The 21082-nt window shown below is 71.5% G+C and carries 21 protein-coding genes; 13 read left to right on the forward strand and 8 right to left on the reverse strand.

Annotated elements, in window-relative coordinates; translation table 11 throughout:
* Positions 1 to 2: 2 nt before the first annotated feature.
* Positions 3 to 437, reverse strand: a complete 435-nt coding sequence (gene gloA2 / locus G3A44_RS16510; protein WP_163458850.1) for an SMU1112c/YaeR family gloxylase I-like metalloprotein — start codon at positions 435 to 437, stop codon at positions 3 to 5.
* Positions 438 to 495: 58 nt separating this feature from the next.
* Between gloA2 and G3A44_RS16515 the strand changes: the two genes are divergently transcribed.
* Positions 496 to 1116 (forward strand): class I SAM-dependent methyltransferase, encoded by a 621-nt coding sequence (locus G3A44_RS16515; RefSeq protein ID WP_163458851.1) that lies wholly within the window; start codon positions 496 to 498, stop codon positions 1114 to 1116.
* A 34-nt stretch (positions 1117 to 1150) separates the two neighbouring features.
* Here the strand turns inward: G3A44_RS16515 and G3A44_RS16520 are convergent, their stop codons facing one another.
* Together G3A44_RS16520 and G3A44_RS16525 are read right to left on the reverse strand one after the other, a co-directional pair.
* Positions 1151 to 1978 carry a polysaccharide pyruvyl transferase family protein gene (locus tag G3A44_RS16520; protein ID WP_163458852.1) on the reverse strand — a complete coding sequence of 276 codons (828 nt, stop codon included), beginning with the start codon at positions 1976 to 1978 and terminating at the stop codon, positions 1151 to 1153.
* 65 nt (positions 1979 to 2043) lie between these two features.
* Complete coding sequence (locus tag G3A44_RS16525; protein ID WP_163458853.1) at positions 2044 to 3435, reverse strand: L-serine ammonia-lyase; 1392 nt, start codon at positions 3433 to 3435, stop codon at positions 2044 to 2046.
* Positions 3436 to 3670: 235 nt separating this feature from the next.
* Here G3A44_RS16525 and gshB point away from each other — a divergent pair, with 235 nt between their 5' ends.
* Positions 3671 to 4630: a glutathione synthase gene (gene gshB, locus G3A44_RS16530; protein ID WP_163458854.1), complete on the forward strand. Its 960-nt coding sequence runs from the start codon at positions 3671 to 3673 to the stop codon at positions 4628 to 4630.
* Here gshB and G3A44_RS16535 read toward each other — a convergent pair whose 3' ends face one another.
* Complete coding sequence (locus G3A44_RS16535) at positions 4631 to 5260, reverse strand: response regulator (protein ID WP_163458855.1); 630 nt, start codon at positions 5258 to 5260, stop codon at positions 4631 to 4633.
* A 133-nt stretch (positions 5261 to 5393) separates the two neighbouring features.
* Here G3A44_RS16535 and G3A44_RS16540 point away from each other — a divergent pair, with 133 nt between their 5' ends.
* Together G3A44_RS16540 and G3A44_RS16545 are read left to right on the forward strand one after the other, a co-directional pair.
* Positions 5394 to 7313 carry a sensor histidine kinase gene (locus G3A44_RS16540; RefSeq protein ID WP_163458856.1) on the forward strand — a complete coding sequence of 640 codons (1920 nt, stop codon included), beginning with the start codon at positions 5394 to 5396 and terminating at the stop codon, positions 7311 to 7313.
* A 35-nt stretch (positions 7314 to 7348) separates the two neighbouring features.
* Entirely contained in the window at positions 7349 to 7861 is a 513-nt protein-coding gene (locus G3A44_RS16545; protein WP_163458857.1) for a hypothetical protein, read from the forward strand.
* 50 nt (positions 7862 to 7911) lie between these two features.
* On the opposite strand, the gene G3A44_RS16550 is transcribed toward G3A44_RS16545, so the two are convergent.
* Positions 7912 to 8625 (reverse strand): HAD family hydrolase, encoded by a 714-nt coding sequence (locus G3A44_RS16550; RefSeq protein ID WP_375138671.1) that lies wholly within the window; start codon positions 8623 to 8625, stop codon positions 7912 to 7914.
* A gap of 17 nt (positions 8626 to 8642) precedes the next feature.
* Positions 8643 to 9275 carry an addiction module toxin RelE gene (locus G3A44_RS16555; RefSeq protein WP_163458859.1) on the reverse strand — a complete coding sequence of 211 codons (633 nt, stop codon included), beginning with the start codon at positions 9273 to 9275 and terminating at the stop codon, positions 8643 to 8645.
* 385 nt (positions 9276 to 9660) lie between these two features.
* Here G3A44_RS16555 and G3A44_RS16560 point away from each other — a divergent pair, with 385 nt between their 5' ends.
* The 5 genes from G3A44_RS16560 (at position 9661) to G3A44_RS16580 (ending at position 14614) form a co-directional block, all read left to right on the forward strand.
* A complete protein-coding gene (locus G3A44_RS16560) occupies positions 9661 to 10869 on the forward strand; it encodes a hypothetical protein (protein ID WP_163458860.1) in 1209 nt (402 codons plus the stop codon).
* Positions 10870 to 10966: 97 nt separating this feature from the next.
* Positions 10967 to 11335, forward strand: a complete 369-nt coding sequence (locus G3A44_RS16565; protein WP_163458861.1) for a methylglyoxal synthase — start codon at positions 10967 to 10969, stop codon at positions 11333 to 11335.
* 73 nt (positions 11336 to 11408) lie between these two features.
* Positions 11409 to 12017 carry a hypothetical protein gene (locus tag G3A44_RS16570; protein WP_163458862.1) on the forward strand — a complete coding sequence of 203 codons (609 nt, stop codon included), beginning with the start codon at positions 11409 to 11411 and terminating at the stop codon, positions 12015 to 12017.
* A 34-nt stretch (positions 12018 to 12051) separates the two neighbouring features.
* Positions 12052 to 13956, forward strand: coding sequence for an ATP-binding cassette domain-containing protein (locus G3A44_RS16575; protein ID WP_163458863.1), 1905 nt, complete (start codon positions 12052 to 12054; stop codon positions 13954 to 13956).
* Positions 13957 to 14086: 130 nt separating this feature from the next.
* A complete protein-coding gene (locus G3A44_RS16580; protein WP_163458864.1) occupies positions 14087 to 14614 on the forward strand; it encodes a superoxide dismutase family protein in 528 nt (175 codons plus the stop codon).
* 29 nt (positions 14615 to 14643) lie between these two features.
* Here the strand turns inward: G3A44_RS16580 and G3A44_RS16585 are convergent, their stop codons facing one another.
* Positions 14644 to 15492, reverse strand: a complete 849-nt coding sequence (locus tag G3A44_RS16585; protein ID WP_163458865.1) for an enoyl-CoA hydratase-related protein — start codon at positions 15490 to 15492, stop codon at positions 14644 to 14646.
* Between the two features lie 184 nt (positions 15493 to 15676).
* Here G3A44_RS16585 and trhA point away from each other — a divergent pair, with 184 nt between their 5' ends.
* The gene (trhA, locus tag G3A44_RS16590; RefSeq protein ID WP_239061926.1) at positions 15677 to 16345 is read left to right on the forward strand and encodes a PAQR family membrane homeostasis protein TrhA; all 669 of its coding nucleotides are present in this window, start codon (positions 15677 to 15679) and stop codon (positions 16343 to 16345) included.
* A gap of 60 nt (positions 16346 to 16405) precedes the next feature.
* Positions 16406 to 17863, forward strand: coding sequence for a M20 family metallopeptidase (locus tag G3A44_RS16595; protein WP_163458866.1), 1458 nt, complete (start codon positions 16406 to 16408; stop codon positions 17861 to 17863).
* A gap of 30 nt (positions 17864 to 17893) precedes the next feature.
* Here G3A44_RS16595 and G3A44_RS16600 read toward each other — a convergent pair whose 3' ends face one another.
* Complete coding sequence (locus tag G3A44_RS16600; RefSeq protein WP_163458867.1) at positions 17894 to 18508, reverse strand: Spy/CpxP family protein refolding chaperone; 615 nt, start codon at positions 18506 to 18508, stop codon at positions 17894 to 17896.
* A gap of 253 nt (positions 18509 to 18761) precedes the next feature.
* On the opposite strand from G3A44_RS16600, the gene G3A44_RS16605 reads away from it, so the two are divergent.
* Together G3A44_RS16605 and G3A44_RS16610 are read left to right on the forward strand one after the other, a co-directional pair.
* Entirely contained in the window at positions 18762 to 19532 is a 771-nt protein-coding gene (locus tag G3A44_RS16605; RefSeq protein WP_163458868.1) for a response regulator, read from the forward strand.
* Positions 19529 to 21082: an ATP-binding protein gene (locus G3A44_RS16610; RefSeq protein ID WP_310734398.1), complete on the forward strand. Its 1554-nt coding sequence runs from the start codon at positions 19529 to 19531 to the stop codon at positions 21080 to 21082. The genes G3A44_RS16605 and G3A44_RS16610 overlap by 4 nt, the downstream gene beginning before the upstream one ends.

Consider the following 21082-nt stretch of genomic DNA (forward strand, 5'->3'; position numbering starts at 1 on the left):
GCTCAGGCCGATGGTGCGTCCTCGTACAGCTCCAGCGGCAGCCCGTCCGGGTCGGCAAAGAAGGTGAAACGCCGGCCGGTGAACTCGTCCACCCGCAGGGGCTCCACCGCCACGCCCTGGCCCTGCAACCAGGCGGCCAGGGCCGCCACATCCGCCACGCAGAAGGCCAGGTGGCGCAGGCCACAGGCTTCGGGCCGGCTGGGGCGCGGCGGGGGCGAGGGGAAGCTGAACAGCTCCAGTTGGCCGCCGTCGGGCAGCGCCAGGTCCAGCTTCCACGACTGGCGCTCGGCGCGGAAGTGTTCGCCCACCACGGCCAGGCCCAGCAGGTCCACGTAAAAGCGCCGTGAGGCGGCGTAGTCCGAGACGATGAGCGCCACATGGTGGAGGGCGCGCAGGGGGCTGGGACGGGAGGTGGCGGCGGCGGGGGTGACGGTCATGCGGCCTCAGGCGAGTCGGACAATGCGCCGGATTCTGGCTTTCCCCCACCTGCCTGCCATGTCCGCCTTCTGGAACGAACGCTTCGCCGCCCCCGGCTTCAAGTACGGCACCGCCCCCAATGCCTTCTTACGCGCCCAGGCGCCGGCCCTGCTGCCGCCCGGCGCCCAGGTGCTGGTGCCCGGCGATGGCGAGGGTCGCAACGGCGTGTGGCTGGCCGCACAGGGCCATCAGGTGCTGGCGGTGGACGCATCAGACGTGGGCCTGGCCAAGGCCAGCCAGCTCGCCGCTGCGCAAGGCTGCGCCACGCACTACGCCACCCAGGTGGCGGACTTGGCGCAGTGGGCACCCGTCCCCGACACCTGGGATGCGGTGGTGCTGGTTTACACCCACCTGCCGTCCAGCTTCCGCCAGCAGGCGCACCGCGCGCTGGCGCAGGGCCTCAAGCCCGGTGGCGTGCTGCTGCTGGAGGCCTTCCACCCCACACAGTGGACCGAGCTGCAGGGCGCCAGCGGCGGCCCGCGCGAGGTGGACATGCTCTACCCGCTGGCCACGCTGCAGGCCGACTTCAGCGACCTGCTGGAGGAACTGCACGGCGAGGAGACCGAGACCACGCTGGACGAGGGCCCCGGCCACCAAGGCCTGGCGCGGGTGACGCGTTGGGTGGGGCGGCGGCGTTGAGCGGCACCGTTGAGCGGCACCGGAAGGGTGCGCCTCAGCGGTTGGCCAGAAAGCCCTCGGTGGCGCGGTAGAGGTCGTCCTTCAGGCGCATCAGGGTGGCGCGGCCCAGCTCAAAGGCGTTGCGTTCGAGCTGCAGCAGGGTGTCGGGCGCGTCCAGGGCGCTGACCGAGAGCTGCGAAGGCCGGCCGACCGAGGAGAAGTAGTCGAAGAACTTGAAGTCGGCCCCTCCGTGCAGGGTCTCGCCGCGCAGCCAGACATTGGGCACGCCCAGGGCGTCGCTCATCACCAGACCGTGCAGGCTCTGGCTGATGACCATGCCGGACTGGCTGATCATCTGGCAGGCGGCGTCCAGGTCGGCCGTGCGCATGTCCAGGATGGCGGCGCCGGGGTGGCGGGCCACAAAGGCCTGGTAGCGCGGGTCCTGGATGCGGCTGTGGTGGGGAATGAGCAGATAGGGGCGCACGCGGCGGGTGCTGGGCCGCACCGCATCGCCGGTGAGCAGCCCCAGGTCGCCCATCACCCCGGCTTGCGGGTTGTCCGGGTCGAGCTTGGCATGCGAGAGCGCGCCGCGCACAAAGTGCACCTTGACCTTGGTCTTGGCCGGCACGTCCATGCGCCGGCCGTGCATGAAGCCCGAGCCCAGCACGTGCAGCGGGGTGCTGCGCTTGTCCAGCAGGCCGCTCTTGACCGGCCAGCCCAGGATGGAGCCCACCGAGATGGCCTCGCACTGCTGCATGCCCGCAAACGCCACGCGGAGCTTGAAGAGCCGCTCAAAGAGCAGCGGCCCCAGTTCGTCGCCCAGGTTGGGCACCCCGTCGTTGCCCTTCCACCAGAAGAGCTTGAGAGTCTTGGATTTCGCCATGCCGGGCAGTATGCCGGGCGGCAGGAAACTTCCAGCAACAACCGGGGGGCATCCCCCTTGACCGATCAGCACTCCACGATGTTGACGGCCAGGCCGCCGCGGGCGGTTTCTTTGTACTTGGTGAGCATGTCGGCGCCGGTCTCGCGCATGGTCTTGATGACCTTGTCCAGGCTCACATAGTGGCTGCCGTCGCCGCGCAGCGCCATGCGCGCGGCGTTGATGGCCTTGACCGAGGCGATGGCGTTGCGCTCGATGCAGGGGATCTGCACCAGGCCGCCCACGGGGTCGCAGGTCAGGCCCAGGTGGTGCTCCATGCCGATCTCGGCGGCGTTCTCCACCTGCTCGGGGGTGCCGCCCAGCACGGCGCACAGGGCCCCGGCGGCCATGGAGCAGGCCACGCCCACCTCACCCTGACAGCCCACCTCGGCGCCGGAGATGCTGGCGTTTTCTTTGTAGAGCAGACCGATGGCGCCGGCGGTGAGCAGAAAGTCCACCACGCCGGCCGGTGTGGCGCCGTGCACAAAGGTCCAGTAGTAATGCAGCACGGCGGGCACGATGCCGGCCGCGCCGTTGGTGGGCGCGGTCACCACGCGGCCGCCGGCGGCGTTCTCCTCGTTGACCGCCAGGGCATAGAGGTTGACCCAATCCAGCACTTGCAGCGGGTCGCGCAGGGCCTTCTCGGGATGGGCACAGAGTTGGCGGTGCAGCTCGGGCGCGCGGCGCTTGACCTTGAAGCCGCCGGGCAGCGTGCCCTCGGTGGCGCAACCGCGTTGCACGCAGGCCTGCATCACGGCCCAGATGCGCAGCAGGCCGGCGTCGATGGCGGCGTCGTCGTGCCAGTGGCGCTCGTTCACGCGCATCACCCCGGCAATGCTCAAGCCCTCGCGCTGGCACAGCGCCAGGAGTTCGGCCCCGCTGTGGAAAGGCAGGGGCAGCACGGTGGCGTCCGGGGCGATGCGCTGGGCGCGCGCGCCGTCGGCCATCACCTCCTCACTCAGCACAAAGCCGCCACCCACCGAGTAGTAGCAGCGCTCGGCCAGGCGGGCGCCCACCGCGTCAAAGGCCGAGAAGCGCATGCCGTTGGCGTGCAGCGGCAGGCTCTCGCGCCGGTGCATCACCAGGTCGGTCTTCTCCACAAAGGCCACCGGGTGGGTGCCCAGCAGCGGCAGTTGGCCGGTGGCGCGCACCTGGGCCAGGCGCGGGGCGATGGTCTCCACCGCCACGGTGTCGGGCTCCTCACCCAGCCAGCCCAGCAGCACGGCGGTGTCGCTGCCGTGGCCCTTGCCGGTGGCGCCCAGCGAGCCGTACAGATCGGCCTGCACGCGGGCCACTTGCGGCAACAGGCCGTCGGCCGCCAGCCGGCGGGTGAACAGGGCCGCAGCGCGCATGGGCCCCACGGTGTGCGAGCTGGAGGGCCCGATGCCGATCTTGAACAGGTCGAAGACAGAAATGGCCATGGCATGCGGTCTGGACGCGCGCGGCGCCAAACGGATGAGGGTCTGGACGGAAAGGCGTGCCGGCCCACCCCGTACGGCACCGGGCCGGCGTGCGCCCCCAGTGTGGAGCGCCTGCGCAACCCAGGCAGACGGTGAAGACCCGCAGGCCGCGGGCCCGGTGCCCTGCAAACCCCGGGCCCGGCCAAGGCCGGCCGGCGCAGGCACACTGCGGCCTGCCCCTTCTTCCGACGCCACCATGAACCTGCTCTTCGTCGCCGACCCCCTGGACAGCTTCAAGATCCACAAGGACACCACCTTCGCCATGATGCGCGAGGCCGCCCGCCGCGGGCACCGCCTGTTTGCCTGCGAGGCCGGCAGCCTGCACTGGCAGCGCGGCACCCCGGTGAGCGCCCGGGTGCAGGAGATCACCCTCACCGGCAAGAGCGGCTATGGCGTGCACGACTGGTACACCGTGGTGGCCGAGGCCGTGCGCCCGCTGGCCGACTTTGACGCCACGCTGATGCGCAAAGACCCGCCCTTTGACAGCGAATACTTCTACGCCACCCACCTGCTGCAGCGGGCTGAGACCGAAGGCGCCCGCGTCTTCAACAGCCCGCAGGCGCTGCGCGACCACCCGGAGAAGCTCGCCATCCTGGAGTTCCCCGAGTTCATCGCGCCCACCCTGGTCACGCGCAGCGCGGCCGACGTGCGGGCCTTCCATGCCGAGCACCGCGACATCATCTTGAAGCCCCTGGACGGCATGGGCGGCATGGGCATCTTCCGCGTCAAGGACGACGGCCTGAACCTGGGCGCCATCCTGGAGAGCCTGACGCGCGACGGCGCCCAGACCCTCATGGTGCAGCGCTACCTGCCCGAGATCGTGGACGGCGACAAACGCGTGCTGGTGATTGGCGGGCAGGTGGTGCCCTTCTGCCTGGCGCGCATTCCGCAGGGTGGCGAGGTGCGCGGCAACCTGGCCGCCGGTGGCAAGGGCGTGGCCCAGCCCATCAGCGCGCGCGACCGCGAGATTGCCGCCGCCATCGGCCCCAAGCTGGCCGCCCGTGGCCTGCTGCTCATCGGCCTGGACGTCATCGGCAGCACCCTCACCGAGATCAACGTCACCAGCCCCACCTGCTTCCAGGAAATCTTTGACCAGACCGGCTGCGACGTGGCGGCGCTGTTTGTGGACGCGCTGGAGGCGGCGCTGCGCGCCTGATCAGGCGGGCGGGTCCAGCCACCCCAGCGCCTGCAGCTTGCCAATGAGCTGCGCCACATTGCGGGTCTGCAGCTTGCGCATCAGGTTCTCGCGGTGCTTGTCCACCGTCTTGGGTGAGAGGTGAAGCAGCTCGCCCATGGTGGCGTTGCTGTGGCCCTCGCAGACCAGGCGGGCGATCTGCAGCTCACGGGGGGTGAGCTGCACCTGCACCTCGGCCACACGCTCCATCACCTCGGGCGGGCGCACGGTGATGCCCTGCATCACGGCCTGCAGGTGGCCCAGCAGGGCCGCCCCGCCCATCTCCTTGAGCAGCAGGCCGTCGGCGCCGGCCAGGTCGGCCTGCTGCAGCACCACGCCCGAGCCCGAACCGGTGAGCAGCACCACCTTCAGGCGCGGGTCGCGCTGCTTGAGGTAGCGGATCAGGGCATGCACATCGCCCCCGGGCATGTGAAAGTCCAGCAGCACCAGATCCGGCGCCAGCGCCTGCACCTGGGGCAGCACCGCGTCGACGGACGCCACTTCCCCCACCACCGTCCAGCCAGGCTGGCTGGCCAGGAACAGCCGCAGCCCCTCGCGGAAAATCGCGTGGTCGTCGGCCAGCAACAAGCGGGTGGGGGTGAGCAGGTTCATGAAGTCGATCCGGTCAACGGCAGCCGCGGCCCAATCGGTCTGGGGACGCGGGCCGCGGTGGCCATGGCGCCTGCTGCGGGGAGCCCTGCTGCGGGCACTGTGGTGGCCCCTGTGGTGGCTGCCAGGGTGGGCATTGTCGCCAGCCTGGGCGCAGGAGGCGGCGGCCTGTCAGCTGGGGCCGGCCCAGGTGGCCACCGGACTGCCCGCCCAGACGCTGCGCGGCTGCACGCGCTCCAGCCCCGCGCCCGCCGGCAGCCCGGCGTGGCAGGGCACGGCGACGGTGCCCCACTGGCTGGCGCCCTTGCAGGCCGCCCACCATGACGTGATCCGGCTGCACTGGGCGGGCCCCGAACCCGTGGCCCTGCTGCTGGACCTGGGCGTGCCAGACGCGATGCACCTGAGCATGGCCCACACCGCCGCGGGCCGGGACGCGCCACTGGCGCAGGTCCACCTGGGCCCCGACAGCCAGGTGGCCGACCGCCCCCTGCCCGCCCCCCGGCTGAGCCTGCCGGTCACGCTGGCCCCCGGGCTCAACGAGATCGCCCTGACCTACCGGGTGCATGCGGGCGGACGCCTGCAGCCGGCGCTGGAGCCGCCGGCGCGGTGGCAGGTGCGGCAGGCGCGGTTTGACTGGCGCAACGGGCTCATCGTCGGGGCCATGCTGGTGCTGATCGACGTGGTGCTGGTGCTGCTGCGCGTGGCGCGAGAGCGCTCCTACCTGTACTTTGTCCTGCTGGTGTCGGTGCATGCCTTTCTGCTGGGGGTCTTTGGCGGCTACGGCCTGGCCTTCTGGTGGCCCCAGTCGCCCGGCCTGAACCAGCTGGTGCCGGTGGTGGGCGCTGCCCTGGCGCTGGGCCTGCACGCACTGTTCAGCCTGAGCTTTTTGCGGCTGCGTGTGCGGGCGCCGGGCCTGGCCCGGCTGCATGGGCTGGTGGTGGGGCTGGCGGGCCTGGCGCTGGCGGGTGTGCTGGCCACCGGCCTGCACCCGCTGTGGTACGCCACCTTGCTGCTGTGCGCGGCGATTTACGTGCCCTTGAGCCTGGGGGCCGCCGCCCACGCCGCGTGGCAACGCCTGCCCGGTGCGCGCCTGTACCTGCTGGGCGAGCTGCTGCTGGTGCTGTTCAGCTTCGTCCTGTTTGGCCTGAGTGTGCTGGGCCACAACCCCTGGCCCGACCAGCCGATGTTCATGTACCCCAAGATCGGCCTGCTGGCCGAGACCGCCTTCTTCAGCCTGGCGCTCATCCTGCGGGTACGGCGTTTCCAGCGGGAGCAGGCCGAGCTGCGCGAACGCCGCCTGGTCGACGCCCAGGCCCTGTGGCAGGCGGAATCCGCCCGCCAGGAGGCCGACGAGCGCGCACGCCAGCAGCTGCTGCGCCTGGCCAGCGCCGGCCACGACCTGCACCAGCCCCTGGCCTCCCTGCGCATGGCCATCGACGCCCTGCACGCCCAGCTGGGCACCGGCACCCCCGCGGGTGGCGGCGCGCCGCCCGCACTGGCCGAACACCTGACGCGCTCGCTGGACTACGCCCAGACCCTGGTGCGCGACATCCTGGCCCAGTCCCGGCAGGACCACCAGCACTTGGCAGCCGACACCGTGTCCCTGGGCCACCTGATCGGCCAGGTGGTGCAGGAGCACCAGGCCGGCGCGTTGGCCAAAGGCCTGCGCCTGCGCGCCGTGGACACCAGCGCCGAGGTGGCCGGCTCCGCGCTGATCCTGCACCGCCTGCTGCACAACCTGGTGGGCAATGCCGTGCGTTACACGCTGCGCGGTCACATCCTGGTGGGCGTGCGCCACCGCGCGGGCGGGGCGCTGGAGCTGCAGGTGCTGGACCAGGGCCCCGGGCTGGAGGCCCACCAGCTGCAAACCCTGCAGGCCCCGTTCCAGCAGGGCCCGCAGGCCAGCGAACAGGGCCACGGACTGGGCCTGTTCATCGTGCGCAGCCTGTGCGCGCAGGCGGGCTATCAGCTGGTGGTGCGCAGCCGGCCGGGGCACGGCAGCTGCTTTGGCGTTCACCTGCCCGCGGCGGTGGCCAGTCGTTCGGACTCCGCCTGAGCACCGCCAAGCCCTCAGCACACCTGCCACACCCCATGCGCAGCACCTGCAACCTCCCTGGCCTGCGGCAGCGGGCCTTGGCCCGGCAGTTCCACTGGCTGCCCGCGGTGCATGACCTGCGGCCGGTGCCTGGTCTTCGCCACATGGCGCTCTCGGTGTTTGACCACTGGCTGACCGAGGCAGAGGCCCGGCAGGCCCTGGTGCATGTGCCCATGGCCGAGCAGCAGCGCCGTGACCGCCAACTGTGGGGCTGGGCCCTGGACTGTGCAGCACAGACCGAGTGGCTGGACTTTCGCTTCAAGGGCCGACGCCAGCAACAGCTGCGGTTGCGCGCCTACACCTCAGCCCAGGCACTGGCCATGGCCTGGCGCCCACCCTCACTGGGCGGCGGGCGGCGGCCCCTGCGACACGCGCTGTTGCCACAGCAGCAAGCGGTGGTGTACGAGGGGCATGACCACACCTGGGCCCTGGTGCTGCCGGACCCGCAGGACCTGGCACCGTGGCGCCTGGCAGCGGCCCGGCACGGGCTGCACCTGTTGCCGGGCTGAAAGGCTGAGACAGGGCGGCCAGGCGGCTGCGGACGCTGGAAATCGACTGTCTACTTGGCGGGGAAGCTTCCGGTCGCTGCAGCGTGGAGCGCGAGATCCAGCAACTTGCGATCTTCGAAATTGAAGATCGTCGGGACCGAACCAACAAGAAAGTCGACCTTCTCACGCGTCACACCCACGAACCGGACGGCAGCCGAACGTGCCGCTTCGAGGTCTGCTTTCGAGTCGCCGAAAAAGAGCACGCGCTCGGGGGCGCGGCCGACTCCTGACGCCACCTGCGCCAGCGCCTGCGCCTTGGTGGTGGAGCCTCCGTAGACGACCTTGAAGTGGGCAAGCAGCCCGCGGCCCGCGAGGACGCGCGACGCCTCGTCTTCGGGCGCGGCGGTGCACACGAAGCAAGGCAGGTCGCTGCCGGCGATGAACGCATCGACACCTTCGACCAATGGCGCGGCGCTCAGTGCCTCCTCGAGGGCACGTTCGTAGGCGCCAGCCAGCTGACGCTCCACCTGCGCGTCATACGGCCGAGAAAGGATGCAAGTCCAAATGTGGGCGAACTTCTGCTTTCGCGGGACGCCGCCGTGGGCTTGGTTGTACTGGGCGATGGCGACCTTTTTCTGCGCGTCGACATCGAACAAGGCGAGCATGGCGTCGTGCTTGATGTGATTGGACTGCAGGAGCACGCCGTCCATGTCAAAGACCAACGCGTCAAAGTGATGAGAAGGGCCAACAGGGTCAAGGCCAACTGGGTCAGGTCTTGCATTCATACATTGCCTTCGCGTGGTCAGTTCTTCTGCAGTGACCTTTGAGCCTCGACCTTTCGCACCGCTCGGCTCACTGTTGCGTAGTGCACCTCGAAATGGTCAGCGATGGCCTTCATGCTGTGATCGCCCGATGCGTAGGCTTCGGCCATCGCAACGTCGCGGTTCGGGTTTTTGGCGTACTCGGCCAGCGGCAAAGGGGCCCTGCGGCGCTGCACCCTCGGGACTTCCATAAGCGCCTGATCCGCGCTTTCAAGGCCCTGCTGCAGGGCGACCACGAAGTCTTCGCTGCCGAGAAACACCTGCCCTCGCAGGCCCTCCCACACCGAAGGCACGCCCACGCCCGCCCGCACGAAGTCCACATACCGCGCCACAGCGCGTTTCCTGGTGGATCCAAAGGCCAGCAACAGTTGATCCACTTCCAGCCAATTCGGTGCCATATCGGGGCCACCCAGCACGTCGGCATGGCTGCTCCAGGGCCAGTCTGCGGCATCGTTGACCATGCCGGCACGCACCGGGTTCAGCACCACGTGGCGGATCAGTTCCAACAGGTGCGCTTCGCGCTCGACCAGCACGGCCTTGTCGCGACCTTGGAACACGTGTCCCACTCGCTGGTACAGGGCTCCTGAGAACTGAAGCCGCAGCGGTCTGGCCATGCTGGATTTCCTGGCGACGAGGTGGTTGATGCGCGCAGGTCGTGACGTAGGGTGGAATTGTTGGATTGCAAGACCGGACCCTTGTGTCCTCTGGCCGAGCAGCAACGCCTTGACCGCCAACTGTGGAACTGGGCCCTGATGCTGCCGGACCCGCAGGACCTGGCACCGTGGCGCCAGGCAGCGGCCCGGCACGGGCTGCACCTGTTGCCGGGCTGAAAGGCTGAGACAGGGCGGCCAGGCGGCTGCGGACGCTGGAAATCGACCGCCTGCTTGGCGGGGGGGGAGGCTGACGGCCACGCAATTACGGTGGGTCCCGTATCCCCGATCCCGTCGCCCCTCGGCACAGTCAAGCCATCGCCTCACCGCACTGCCCCGGAGCCCTTCCATGCCGCTGACCCAACCCACCGTCTGGCGCAGCCTGTTGGCCGCCGCCGATTGGCGTCACCACCTGCGCCAGCTCAGCGACCGGCCCGCGCTGGACGTGGCCTTCATCACCAACCTGCGCGACGAGGACGAGCGGCGGCGCTTCTTCACCCCCGGCGCGGCCCTGGACCGCCATGCCAGCGGCCCGCGCCTGCACCTGGGCCCGGTGGCGGGCGCCATCCGCGGCCTCAATGTCACGGCCGCCGAGATCCTGGACCGCGAGGGCCGGCGCCGGGCACGGCAGGTCTTCATGGACGCGGTGGACTGGGCCCAGGACCAGGGTGCGCGGGTGGTGCTGTTGGCCGCGTCCACCAAACGCCTGTTCGGGCGGGATGGCCATGACCTCAAGGCCCGCTTCCCGCACCTGCTCTTCACCCTGGGCGACAACGGCACCGCCTGGCTGCTGTGCCGCGACGTGGAACGCGCCGCACGGCTGGCCGGCCTGCCCACGCTGCAGCAGGCGCGGGTGCTGGTGGTGGGCGCCTACGGCATCCTGGGCACCGCCGTTTCGCGCCACCTCCAGGCCCAGGGGTGCCAAGTGGCGGGCTGGGGTCGCCAGGTGGTCCTGCTGGAGGAGCTCAGCTCGCGCACCGGGCTGCCGGTGTGCATGAACCTGGAGACCGCCGGCCACTTTGACATCGTGGTGACTTGCACCCACAGCCCAGACTCGCGACTGAGCGCCGAGCAGCTTGAACTGCTGCGCCCGGAGGGCCGCCGCCTGGTGGTGGTGGACGTGGCCGAGCCCGCCAACCTCACCCCTGAGGCGCTGGCCCGTTGCGGCGGCCGGGTGATCCGCCAGGACGCCGGCAACGCCCACTCGCCCCAGCTGCGCTACGTGCTGGGTCGCCTCAGCCACCACAAGCTGCACCTGCCACGCGGCACCGCCTTCGGCTGTTTTGCCGAAGCCATGGCGCTGCACCATGCCGCCCATGTGGAGCGCCAGGCCCATGTGCTGCAGCAGGACTGGTTTCAGGTCAACCCGGCGCAGATGGGTCTGGTGGCCCGTGCCTTCGACGGCCTGCGGCTGGGCCTGCCCGACCCCCACTGCTTTGGCCAGCCCCTGCCGCCGCGCTGGGACCTGCAGGTGCCGGCCGCCCACCTGCACGGCCCCGCGGGCAGCGCCAACCGCCTTGACCACGCCGGGCCACCGGCCCTGGGCCAGCTGACCTGAGCCACGGCACGGCCCACAGGGCCAATTCCCTGTGCCGTACCCGGACTGTCACCGGCGCCATTTGGCGCCGCGGCGCCCGGGATGCTGCAATGACGGCATGCACATCGCCCTCGTCGCCCATGACCGCATGAAAGACCGCATGGTCGCCCTGGCGCGCGACTTCGCGCCTTTCCTGCGCCAGCACACCCTGATGGCCACCGGCACCACCGGCGGCCGCCTGCAGGACGAGGTGGGCCTGACGGTGGAGCGCCTGCTGAGCGGCCCGCTGGGCGGCGACCTGCAGATCGGCGCCCGGCTGTCGGTGGGCGAGGTGGACGCGGTGGTATTCCTGCGCGACCCCATGACCGCCCAGCCCCACGAGCCCGACATCAACGCCCTGGTGCGCGCCTGCGACGTGCACGACGTGCCCTGCGCCACCAACGTGGCCGGCGCCCGCCTGCTGCTGCGCGCCCTGCAGGCCGGCTGAGCCGGCCGCCGCCTTACAAAACATCACCGTACGCCCCGGCCAGGCCTTACAAGGGCCGCGCAGCATGCGGACCATGCCTGCGCCCTCCCCCTGGCAGCCCGCCGCCGGCCGCCTTCGACATGACCGCCTGCGCACCGCCGGCGCCGCCGCGCTCAGCGCCGCCATGGTGCTGGCCCTGCTGAGCCCGGCCGACGCCGGCGCGCAGGGTTTTCCGGGTGGCATGGGCGGGCCGGGAGGCCCGGGCGGACCGGGCGGCGACCGCCGAAGCGCCCCCACCCCCCGCGAGGCCGCCCCCGCCATCGAGGACCTGCTGCGCCCGGACCCCTGGCGCCTGTGGCTGGGCGTGCTGCGCGAGGAGCTGGCCGATCCCGCCATGGCCCCCGCACAGGCCGAGCTGACCGCCCTGCTGCGCGAGCTGGACGACCTGCAGGCCCAGAACGAGCGGCGCGTGCGCCTGGCCCTGCGCCGCCAGCGGGCCGTCACCTCGCCCAAGGTGGACGTGGCGCGCGACCTGACCGCCGAAGCCGAGGACGCCCGCGACTGGCTGGAGACGCTGCAGGCCGTGGCCCAGCGCTGGCTGGCCCTGGAGGCCCGGCTGGACACCCCGCAGCGCGAGCGCCTGCTGGCCCGCTACGAGGACTGCTGGCAGGGCCGGGTGGTGGTGCCGGCGCCGCGGCGCTGAAGCCCGCGGGCTGCCTGGCCGACAATCCGGCCCCATGGCCCTGATCACCCTGACTCAAGCCCACCTGGCCTTTGGCCACGTGGCCCTGCTCGACAACGCCGACTTTTCCCTGGAGAACGGCGAGCGCGTGGCCATCATCGGCCGCAACGGTGCGGGCAAGTCCTCGCTGCTGAAAATCCTGGCGGGCATGGAGAAACCCGACGATGGCGAGTTGCAGGTGCAGGGCGGCATCCAGCGCTTCTACGTGCCGCAGGAGCCCGCCTTCACGCCGGGCGCCACGGTGTTTGAGACCGTGAGCGAGGGCCTGGCCGAGGTCAAGTCCCTGCGCGAGCGCTTTGAACGCCACGACCCCGCCGACGACCTGGACGCGGTGCAAACCCGCCTGGAGGCCCTGGACGGCTGGAACTGGGAGCGCCGCGTGGAGGAGACCCTGCACCGCCTGGTGCTGGACCCGGCCGGCGTGGTGCAAAACCTCTCGGGCGGTATGAAGAAGCGCGTGGCCCTGGCCCGCGCCCTGGTGGCCAACCCCGAGGTGCTGCTGCTGGACGAGCCCACCAACCACCTGGACCTGGACGCGATTGACTGGCTGGCCGGCCTGCTGCGTGAGTTCCGCGGTGCGCTGGTGCTCATCACCCACGACCGCGCGTTCCTGGACATGGTGTCCACCCGCATCCTGGAGCTGGACCGGGGCCAGCTGCGCAGCTACCCCGGCAACTTCACCCAGTTCCAGGCCGCCAAGGCCCGCGAGCTGGAGGCCGAGGCCCTGGCCAACGCCCGCTTTGACAAGCTGCTGGCGCAAGAAGAGGTGTGGATCCGCAAGGGCGTGGAAGCCCGCCGCACCCGCAGCGTGGCCCGCGTGCAGCGCCTGCACCAGCTGCGCAACGAGCGCGCTGCGCGCCGCGACGTGCAGGGCAATGTGCGCCTGGAGATCGACCGCGGCGCCGCCGGCGGCAAGCTGGTGGCCGAGCTGGACGGCGTGACCAAGGGCTACGGTGGCCGCACCCTGGTCAAGGACTTCAGCACCACCATCCTGCGCGGCGACAAGATCGGCCTGGTGGGCCCCAACGGCGTGGGCAAGACCACGCTGCTGAAGATGATCCTGGGCCAGTTGCAGCCCGACAGCGGCACCCTGCGCACCGGCACCAACCTGCAGGTGGCCTACTTTGACCAGATGCGCGAGGTGCTCAACCCCGAGGCCACGCTGGCCGACACCATCAGCCCGGGCAGCGAGTGGATCGAGATTGGCAACAGCCGCAAGCATGTGATGAGCTACCTGGGCGACTTCCTGTTCGCCCCGGCGCGTGCCAACTCGCCGGTCAAGAGCCTCTCTGGCGGTGAGCGCAACCGCCTGCTGCTGGCCCGCCTGTTTGCCCGGCCGGCCAATGTGCTGGTGCTGGACGAGCCCACCAACGACCTGGACATCGAAACCCTGGAGCTGCTGGAAGAACTGCTGGCCGACTACAACGGCACCGTGTTCCTGGTCAGCCACGACCGGCGTTTTGTGGACAACGTGGTCACCAGCATCATTGCCTGGGAGGGCGAGACCCAAGCCGGCTTCTGGCGCGAGTACGAAGGCGGCATTGAGGACTGGCTGGTGCAGCGCGAGCGCACCCGCACCGCCCAGGCCAAGGCCGCGGCACAAGCCGCCAAGGCAGAGGCGGCGGTGCCCCCCCCGCCCAGCGCCGCCCCGGCCGCCGCCCCTGCGGCGCCCAAGCCCCGCACCAAGCTCAGCTACAAAGAGCAGCGCGAGCTCGACGAGCTGCCCGCCCGCATCGAGGCCCTGGAGCAGGAGCAGGCCACGCTGGCCGCCCTGATCGGCGGCAGCGAGCTCTACACCCAGGGCGCAGCGCGCATCACCGAAGTGACCACCCGCCATGGCGCCATCGACGAAGAGCTGCTGGCGCTGATGGAGCGCTGGGAGGCGCTGAGCAGCCGCTGAGCAGCCGGTCCCGACGCCGCCCCGCCACCACGGCCACGGGGCTGGACAGGCGGGCGGGCCTGGCGTGCAATGGGCGCCCCACACCGCGGCGCGCGCCTTGCGGCGCCGGCCGCCCCACCGGAGTCCTCCCATGTCCCTCGTCCGAAGCGCCGGCCTGACCGCCACCGCCGCCCTGCTGGCCGCCCTCACCGGCTGCGCCGCCTTCAACAGCGACCCCACCGCCGTGGCCCTGCTGCAGCCCACCAAGGGCAACAGCGCCTCCGGCCAGGTGGTGTTCACCCAGCATGGCGCGCACGTCATGGTCAGTGGCAGCGTCACCGGCCTCAAGCCCGGGCAGCAGCACGGTTTTCATGTGCATGAGGTGGGCGATTGCAGCAGCGGCGATGGCATGAGCACCAAGGGCCACTTCAACCCCGATGGCAAGCCCCACGGCCCGCAGCACGCCGCCCACCATGCGGGTGACATGCCCGCGCTGCAGGCCGATGCCAACGGCAAAGCCACCTTCAGCTTCCACCTGGACGGCGTGACCCTCACCCCCGGGCCCACCAGCCTGGTGGGCCGCGGCCTGATCGTCCACGCCGGCCCCGACGACTACACCACCCAGCCCACCGGCAACGCCGGCGCGCGCATCGCCTGCGCCGTGATCAAGGCCGAGTGAGCCACCGGGCCGCGCTGCCCCCGTGGCGCTCAGCCGCCCACCGTGGGCGGCAGCGGCTCAAAGGTGGCGGTGGTCTTGTGCTTCCAGGCGTCGATGGCCAGCTCCATCTCGCCGATGTCAAAGATGGCGCTCTGCAGCAGCGTCATCTGCGCCAGGGCCTCGGGCGTGCCGTGGTCACGCGCAAAGTTCAGCGCCAGCTTGCTGCCCGCCACCGCCAGCGGGCTCTTGCCGGCGATCTCGTGGGCCAACGCCAGGGCATGTGCCTCCAGCGCCGCGGCGTCGGGCAGCACCGCATTCACCAGCCCGCAGGCCAGCGCCCGCTCCGCGCCCAGGCGCTCGCCGGTGTAGGCCAGCTGCCGCGCCAGGCCCTGCGGCATCACCTTAGGCAGGCGCTGCAGGCTGCCCAGGTCGGCGGCCATGCCTATGTGGATCTCCTGCACGGTGAAGAAGGCATCGGCCGTGCACACCCGGATGTCACAGGCCGCCGCCAGGTCCAGCGCGCCGCCAATGCAGCCGCCCTGGATGGCGCAGATCACCGGAAAGCGCGCCTCGTCCAGCGCCGTCAGGCAGGCCATCAGCCGACGCAACCCGGCCTGGAAGGCCAGTCGCTGGCGTGCGTTGCGGGTGTCCAGCAGCGCTTGCGTGGCGGCGTCGGCACCGGCAAACACCTCCAGCGCCATGCCGGCACTGAAATGCTTGCCGGTGGCACGGATCACCAGCACCCGCGTCTGGCCGGCATCGTCGAGTGCGCGCACGGCGTCGCGCAGCGCCGGGAAAAAGGCCGGCTCCAGCGCGTTCAGGCGCTCCGGGCGGTTGAGCACCAGGCGGGCAATGCCGGTCTGGGCGTCCAGGGAGAGGTCAAAGGCGTCGTGGGACATGGCGGTGGCGGCTGCGGCAGCAAGGGTGGAGCGTCGAGGCTAGGCCGCCGGCCCACGCCGGCCAATCACCTGGGCGACAGCGCGCCTTCGGGTCGTCCGCAGGGGCTTGTCCCGCCCGGCAGAATCCAGGCTGTCCCACAGGCCCGCCACCCTCCGGCGGCGGCTGCGGGCCCGGAGCCCTGACTTGTCCCTGCCCCCGCTGGCGGCCGCCACCGGCCGCGACCGCCTCCAGACCCTGGGCGAAGAGATCGCCAATGCCATCAGCCACGGGCTGGGCGCGGCCCTGGCCATCGCGGCCCTGCCCATCCTGGTCTGGCAGGCCGCCAGCCAGGGCAGCGCCCGCAATGTGGTGGCCGCCAGTGTCTTTGCCGCCACGGCCATCGTGCTCTACGCCGTCTCGGCCCTGTACCACGCGCTGCCGGCTGGCCGCGCCAAGGCCTGGCTGAACCGGCTGGACCATGCGGCCATCTACCTGTTCATCGCCGGCAGCTACACCCCGTTCACGCTGGGTGTGCTGCACGGCGGCTGGGGCTGGACGCTGTTCGGCCTGGTCTGGGGCCTGGCGGCGCTGGGGGTGGTGGTTAAGCTGCTCAACCGGCTCCAGCACCCGTGGCTGTCCACCGGCCTGTACCTGGGGCTGGGCTGGGCAGTGGTGCTGGCCGCCGGTCCGCTGCTGGAGCGCATGCCCGCCGCCGGCCTGGCCTGGCTGGTGGCCGGGGGCCTGAGCTACACCCTGGGCGCGGGCGTCTTCGTGCTGGACCACCGCCTGCGCTACGGGCACTTCATCTGGCACCTCTTCGTGCTGGGTGGCAGCATCTGCCATTTCTTCGCCGCGCTCTGGTACGCCTTCTGAAGGCTGCCGACAGCGGCCGCCCGGGCCCGCACGCCCACACCCCCACAAGGAGTGAACCTGATGACCCCCGCCCCTTTGCTTGACACCCCCGCCCTGTCCCGCTTTGTGGAAGAGGCCTGGCGCGAGCGCATCACCCCCGCGTTGGTGGACTATGTGGCCGTGCCGGCCAAGAGCCCGATGTTCGACCCCAGCTGGCAGGCCCACGGCCTGATCGAGCGGGTGGTGCGCGATGCCGCCGCCTGGGTGGAGGCCCGCAAGGTGCCCGGCCTGACCCTGGAGGTGGTGCGCATCGAGGGCCGCACGCCGGTCCTCTTCTTTGAGGTGGCGGCCACCAAGCCCGCCAGCACCCAGACCGTGCTGATGTACGGCCACCTGGACAAGCAGCCCGAATTCAGCGGCTGGCGCAGTGACCTGGGGCCGTGGACGCCCAAGATCGAGGCCGGCAAGCTCTACGGCCGGGGCGGCGCCGACGACGGCTACGCCCTCTACGCGGCGGTGAGTGCGGTGGAGGCGCTCAAGGCCCAGGGCGCGGCCCACCCGCGCATCGTCGGCCTGATCGAGACCTGTGAAGAATCCGGCAGCTTCGACCTGCCCGCCTACCTGGACGTGCTGCGCCCGCGCCTGGGTGACGTGGGCCTGGTGGTGTGCCTGGATTCGGGCGCCGGCAACTACGACCAGCTCTGGCTCACCACCAACCTGCGCGGCAACATCACCGGTACGCTGAAGGTGGAGATCCTGACCGAAGGCATCCACAGCGGCGACGCCAGCGGCCTGGTGCCCAGCAGCTTCCGCATCCTGCGCCAGGTGCTGGACCGGCTGGAAGATGCGCGCAGCGGCCAGCTGCTGCCGGCGGGGTTCCATTGCGAAATCCCGGCCCACCGGGTGGACGAGGCCCGGGCCACCGCCGCCATCCTGGGCGAGGCGGTGTGGAAAAACTACCCCTGGGCCTGCGGTGCCGACGGCGGCCTGGCCCTGCCCACCACCGACGACCCGGTGGAAGCGCTGCTCAACCGCACCTGGCGCCCCACGCTGAGCGTGACCGGCGTGGACGGCATGCCCAGCCTGGCCAACGCCGGCAACGTGCTGCGCCCCTATACCGCCTTCAAGCTCAGCCTGCGCCTGCCGCCGCTGGTGGAGGGCCACGAGGCCGCTGTGCAACTCAAGGCCCTGCTGGAGGACAACGCGCCCTACAACGCCAAGGTGACGTTCGAGCCCGATGGTCGGGTGGGCAACTGGGGCGCCACCGGCTGGAACGCGCCGGGCCTGGCCCCGTGGCTGCGCCAGGCCATGGATGGCGCCTCGTTGCGGCACTTTGGCGCGCCGCTGGGCTACATCGGCCAGGGCGGCACCATCCCGCTGATGAACCTGCTGCAGCAGGGTTTCCCGGCCGCGCAGATGATGGTCTGCGGCGTGCTGGGCCCCAAGAGCAACGCCCACGGGCCCAACGAGTTCCTGCACCTGGAGTACGCCACGCGGCTGACCGCCGCGGTGGCCGAGGTGATCGCCGCCCACCCCTGAGCGGGGTGGTGGCGCGACCGGTCGTGGCGCTCAGCCGCGGCCGTGGTGGCCACGCGGGCCGCGGTCGTCACGGTCGCCCCGACCGCCATGGCCGGCGTGCAGGCGGTCCATCAGCTTGTCGGCCGTGGTGCGCTGCTCAGGGGTGAGGGCGGCGTAGAGGTCCTTGACCGCCTTGTTCATCACCTCCATGTCGGCCACGCGCTGCTTCATCGCCTCGGTGTGCTGGGCCATGCGCTCGGGGGCGGTGAGCTTGGCCAGGGCGGCGCGGTCCGGGGCCTTGGCCTGACGCTCCTTCAGGGTGGCGGCCTGCTTGCCCACCGTGCCGCTGAAGGCCTGCCAGGCCTTGTCCTGGGCGGCGGTGATCTTGAGCTCGGTCTTCAGGCGGCCCAGGTGCTTCTCGGCCCGGGCCACGGGGTCGCGGCCCTCGCGGTCGTCGCGATCCCAGCCGCCATGGCGGCCACCGTGGCCACCCGGGCCGCCCATGGGGCCGGCACCGTCACAGGCCATGGGGGGCTGGCCGGCGGGTGCGCCCTGCGGGGCACTGGCGGGCTGGGCCAGGGCCTGGCCCAGCCACAGGGTGGAGGCCAGGGCCACGGCGGAGGCAGCCATCAGACGGGAGGGGGCGAAACGACGGGCGTTGGTCATGCTGAATCTCCTGCAGCGGAAAGAAGGGGGAGGCTGAGCTGGCGGGCTGGCGGCTGGGTGCCTTTGGGGGACCTGGCGGCTGGCGGGCTGGCATCGCCTTGGACTGCATTTCACGCCCCGCATGTCAACCGCGCATGTCAGCCGCCGGCCGTTTTGTCAGCCTGCGTTGCACCGTGGCGGCTTGACATACTGCGATACAAAACCCCTGGCCCGGCCCGCGGTCCCGGGGTGCAATCACGGCATGGAGCAGAAGATGAACGCCCCCGCCTGGGATGGCGCCCGCCCTGAGGCGCGCGCCGATGGCCCCGACCACATCCTCATCGTCGACGACGACGCCGAAATCCGCACCCTGCTGGCCACCTACCTGGGCCGCAACGGGCTGAAGGTGAGCGCCGTGGCCGACGGGCGCGCACTGTGGCGCGCGCTCGAAGGCGCCCGCGTGGACCTGATCGTGCTGGACCTGATGCTGCCCGGCGAGGACGGGCTGACCCTGTGCCGCAACCTGCGCGCCAAGGGTGACGACACGCCCATCATCATGCTGACGGCCCGGGGCGAAGAGACCGACCGCATCATCGGCCTCGAGATGGGCGCCGACGACTACCTGCCCAAGCCCTTCAGCGCCCGCGAGCTGCTGGCACGCATCAAGGTCATCCTGCGGCGCGCGCGCAGCCTGCCGGCCAACCTGCAGCCCGATGCGGCGCGTCGCTTGCAGTTCGGCGACTGGGTGCTGGACACCCAGTCCCGCCAGCTCGAAGGCGCGGGCGATGGCCTGGTGGTGCCGCTGAGCGGCGCCGAGTACAAGCTGCTGCGGGTGCTGCTGGCCCATCCCCACCGTGTGCTCAACCGCGACCAGCTGCTGGACCTCACCCAGGGCCGCGAAGCCGACCCGCTGGACCGGGCCATTGATGTGCAGATCAGCCGCCTGCGCCAGCGCCTGGGGGACGATCCGCGCGAGCCGCGCTACATCAAGACGGTGCGCGGCGAGGGCTATGTGCTGGCCGTGCCGGTGAGCGCCCAGCCGTGATCGCCCCCCTGCCCCCCGCCGCAGCGCCGGCGGCGCCCTCGCCCGCCCGCGGCGGGTCCCGATGGCTGCCACGCACCCTGTTCGGCCGCCTGATGGCGGTGATGGTGCTGGGCCTGGTGGCCGCGCAAGGCCTGTCGGCCTGGATCAATCTGGCCGAACGCGACCGCGTGATGCTGCGCGCCGCCGGGGCGCAACCGGCCCAGCGCCTGGCCGACCTGGTGCTGCTGCTGGACCCGCTGGAGCCCAGCGAGCGTGAACGCCTGGTGCGGGTGCTGGACGCGCCGCCGCTGCAGGTGCGGCTGCAGGCCCAGGCCCGCCACCTGCCCCTGCCGCCGGCGGGCTTTCTGGACGCCTACCCCGGCGCAGCCCGGCACCTGGCCCAGTTTGAGGCGGCCCTGCGCGAGCAGTTGGGCGAAGACCGCGTGCTGCAGGTGCAGTTGCTGCCCCTGCCACCGGGCCGAGGCGCCGAAAACCGGCGCGGCCCTTGGGCGCGTGGTGAGGACGAGGACATGGAGCGCCGCCACCGGGAACGGATGGAACGGATGGAGCAGCGGGCCGAGCGGGCCGCCAGCGCCGAAGACCGCCGCCGGGCGCGCCTGGTCGGCGCCGGCCTGGTCTTTGCCGCGCAGGTGCGCCTGGCCGATGGCCAGTGGCTGAGGGTGGACACCGGCGTGCCCGCCGACCCCGACCTGCCGCTGCGACTGGTCAGCTCCCTGGCCGTGCTGCTGGCGGCCGTGCTGGCGTTGAGCTGGTGGGCCGTGCGCCGCGTCACCCAGCCGCTGCGGCAACTGGCTGAGGCCGCCGAGGGCCTGGGCCACGACCTGAGCCGCCCACCCCTGCCCACGGACGGTCCGCAGGAGGTGGAACAGGCCAACCGGGCCTTCAACACCATGCAGGCCCGGCTGCGCCGTACCCTGGACGAACGCACCCGCATGCTGACGGCCATGTCGCACGACCTGAAGACCCCGCTGACCCGCATGCGCCTGCGCGCCGAACTGCTGGACGACGAGGCCCTGCGCGAGCGCATGACCCACGACCTGGACGAGATGACGCAGATGGTGGGCGACACCCTGGCCTTTCTGCGCGGCCTGGAGCAGCCCCAGGAGCACCGCCCGGTGGACCTGGACGCGCTGCTGGAGAGCCTGGTGGCCGACCAGCAGGCCATGGGCCGCTCGGTCAGCCTGCGCGGCCGCGCCGTGGCCCCTTGGGTGGGCGACGCCGCCCGCCTGCGCCGCTGCGTGGGCAACCTGGTCGACAACGCCGTGCTCTACGGCCAGCGCGCCGACCTGCAGCTGCAAGACGGCCCCACCGGCCTGGTGCTGCGGGTGCGCGACCAGGGTCCGGGCATCCCGCCCGAGAGCCTGGAGCAGGTGTTCGAGCCCTTCTTCCGGCTGGAGGCCTCGCGCAACCGCGTCAGCGGCGGCAGCGGCCTGGGCCTGGGCATCGCCCGCCACATCGCCGAGACCGCCGGCGGCAGCCTGCGGCTGCGCAACCACCCTGAAGGCGGGCTGGAGGCCGAGCTGCGCCTGCCCCGCCCGGCCCACCGCTGA

Origin of the sequence: Ideonella livida (genome assembly GCF_010499455.1) — a bacterium.
Taxonomy (GTDB): Bacteria; Pseudomonadota; Gammaproteobacteria; order Burkholderiales; family Burkholderiaceae_C; genus Ideonella; species Ideonella livida.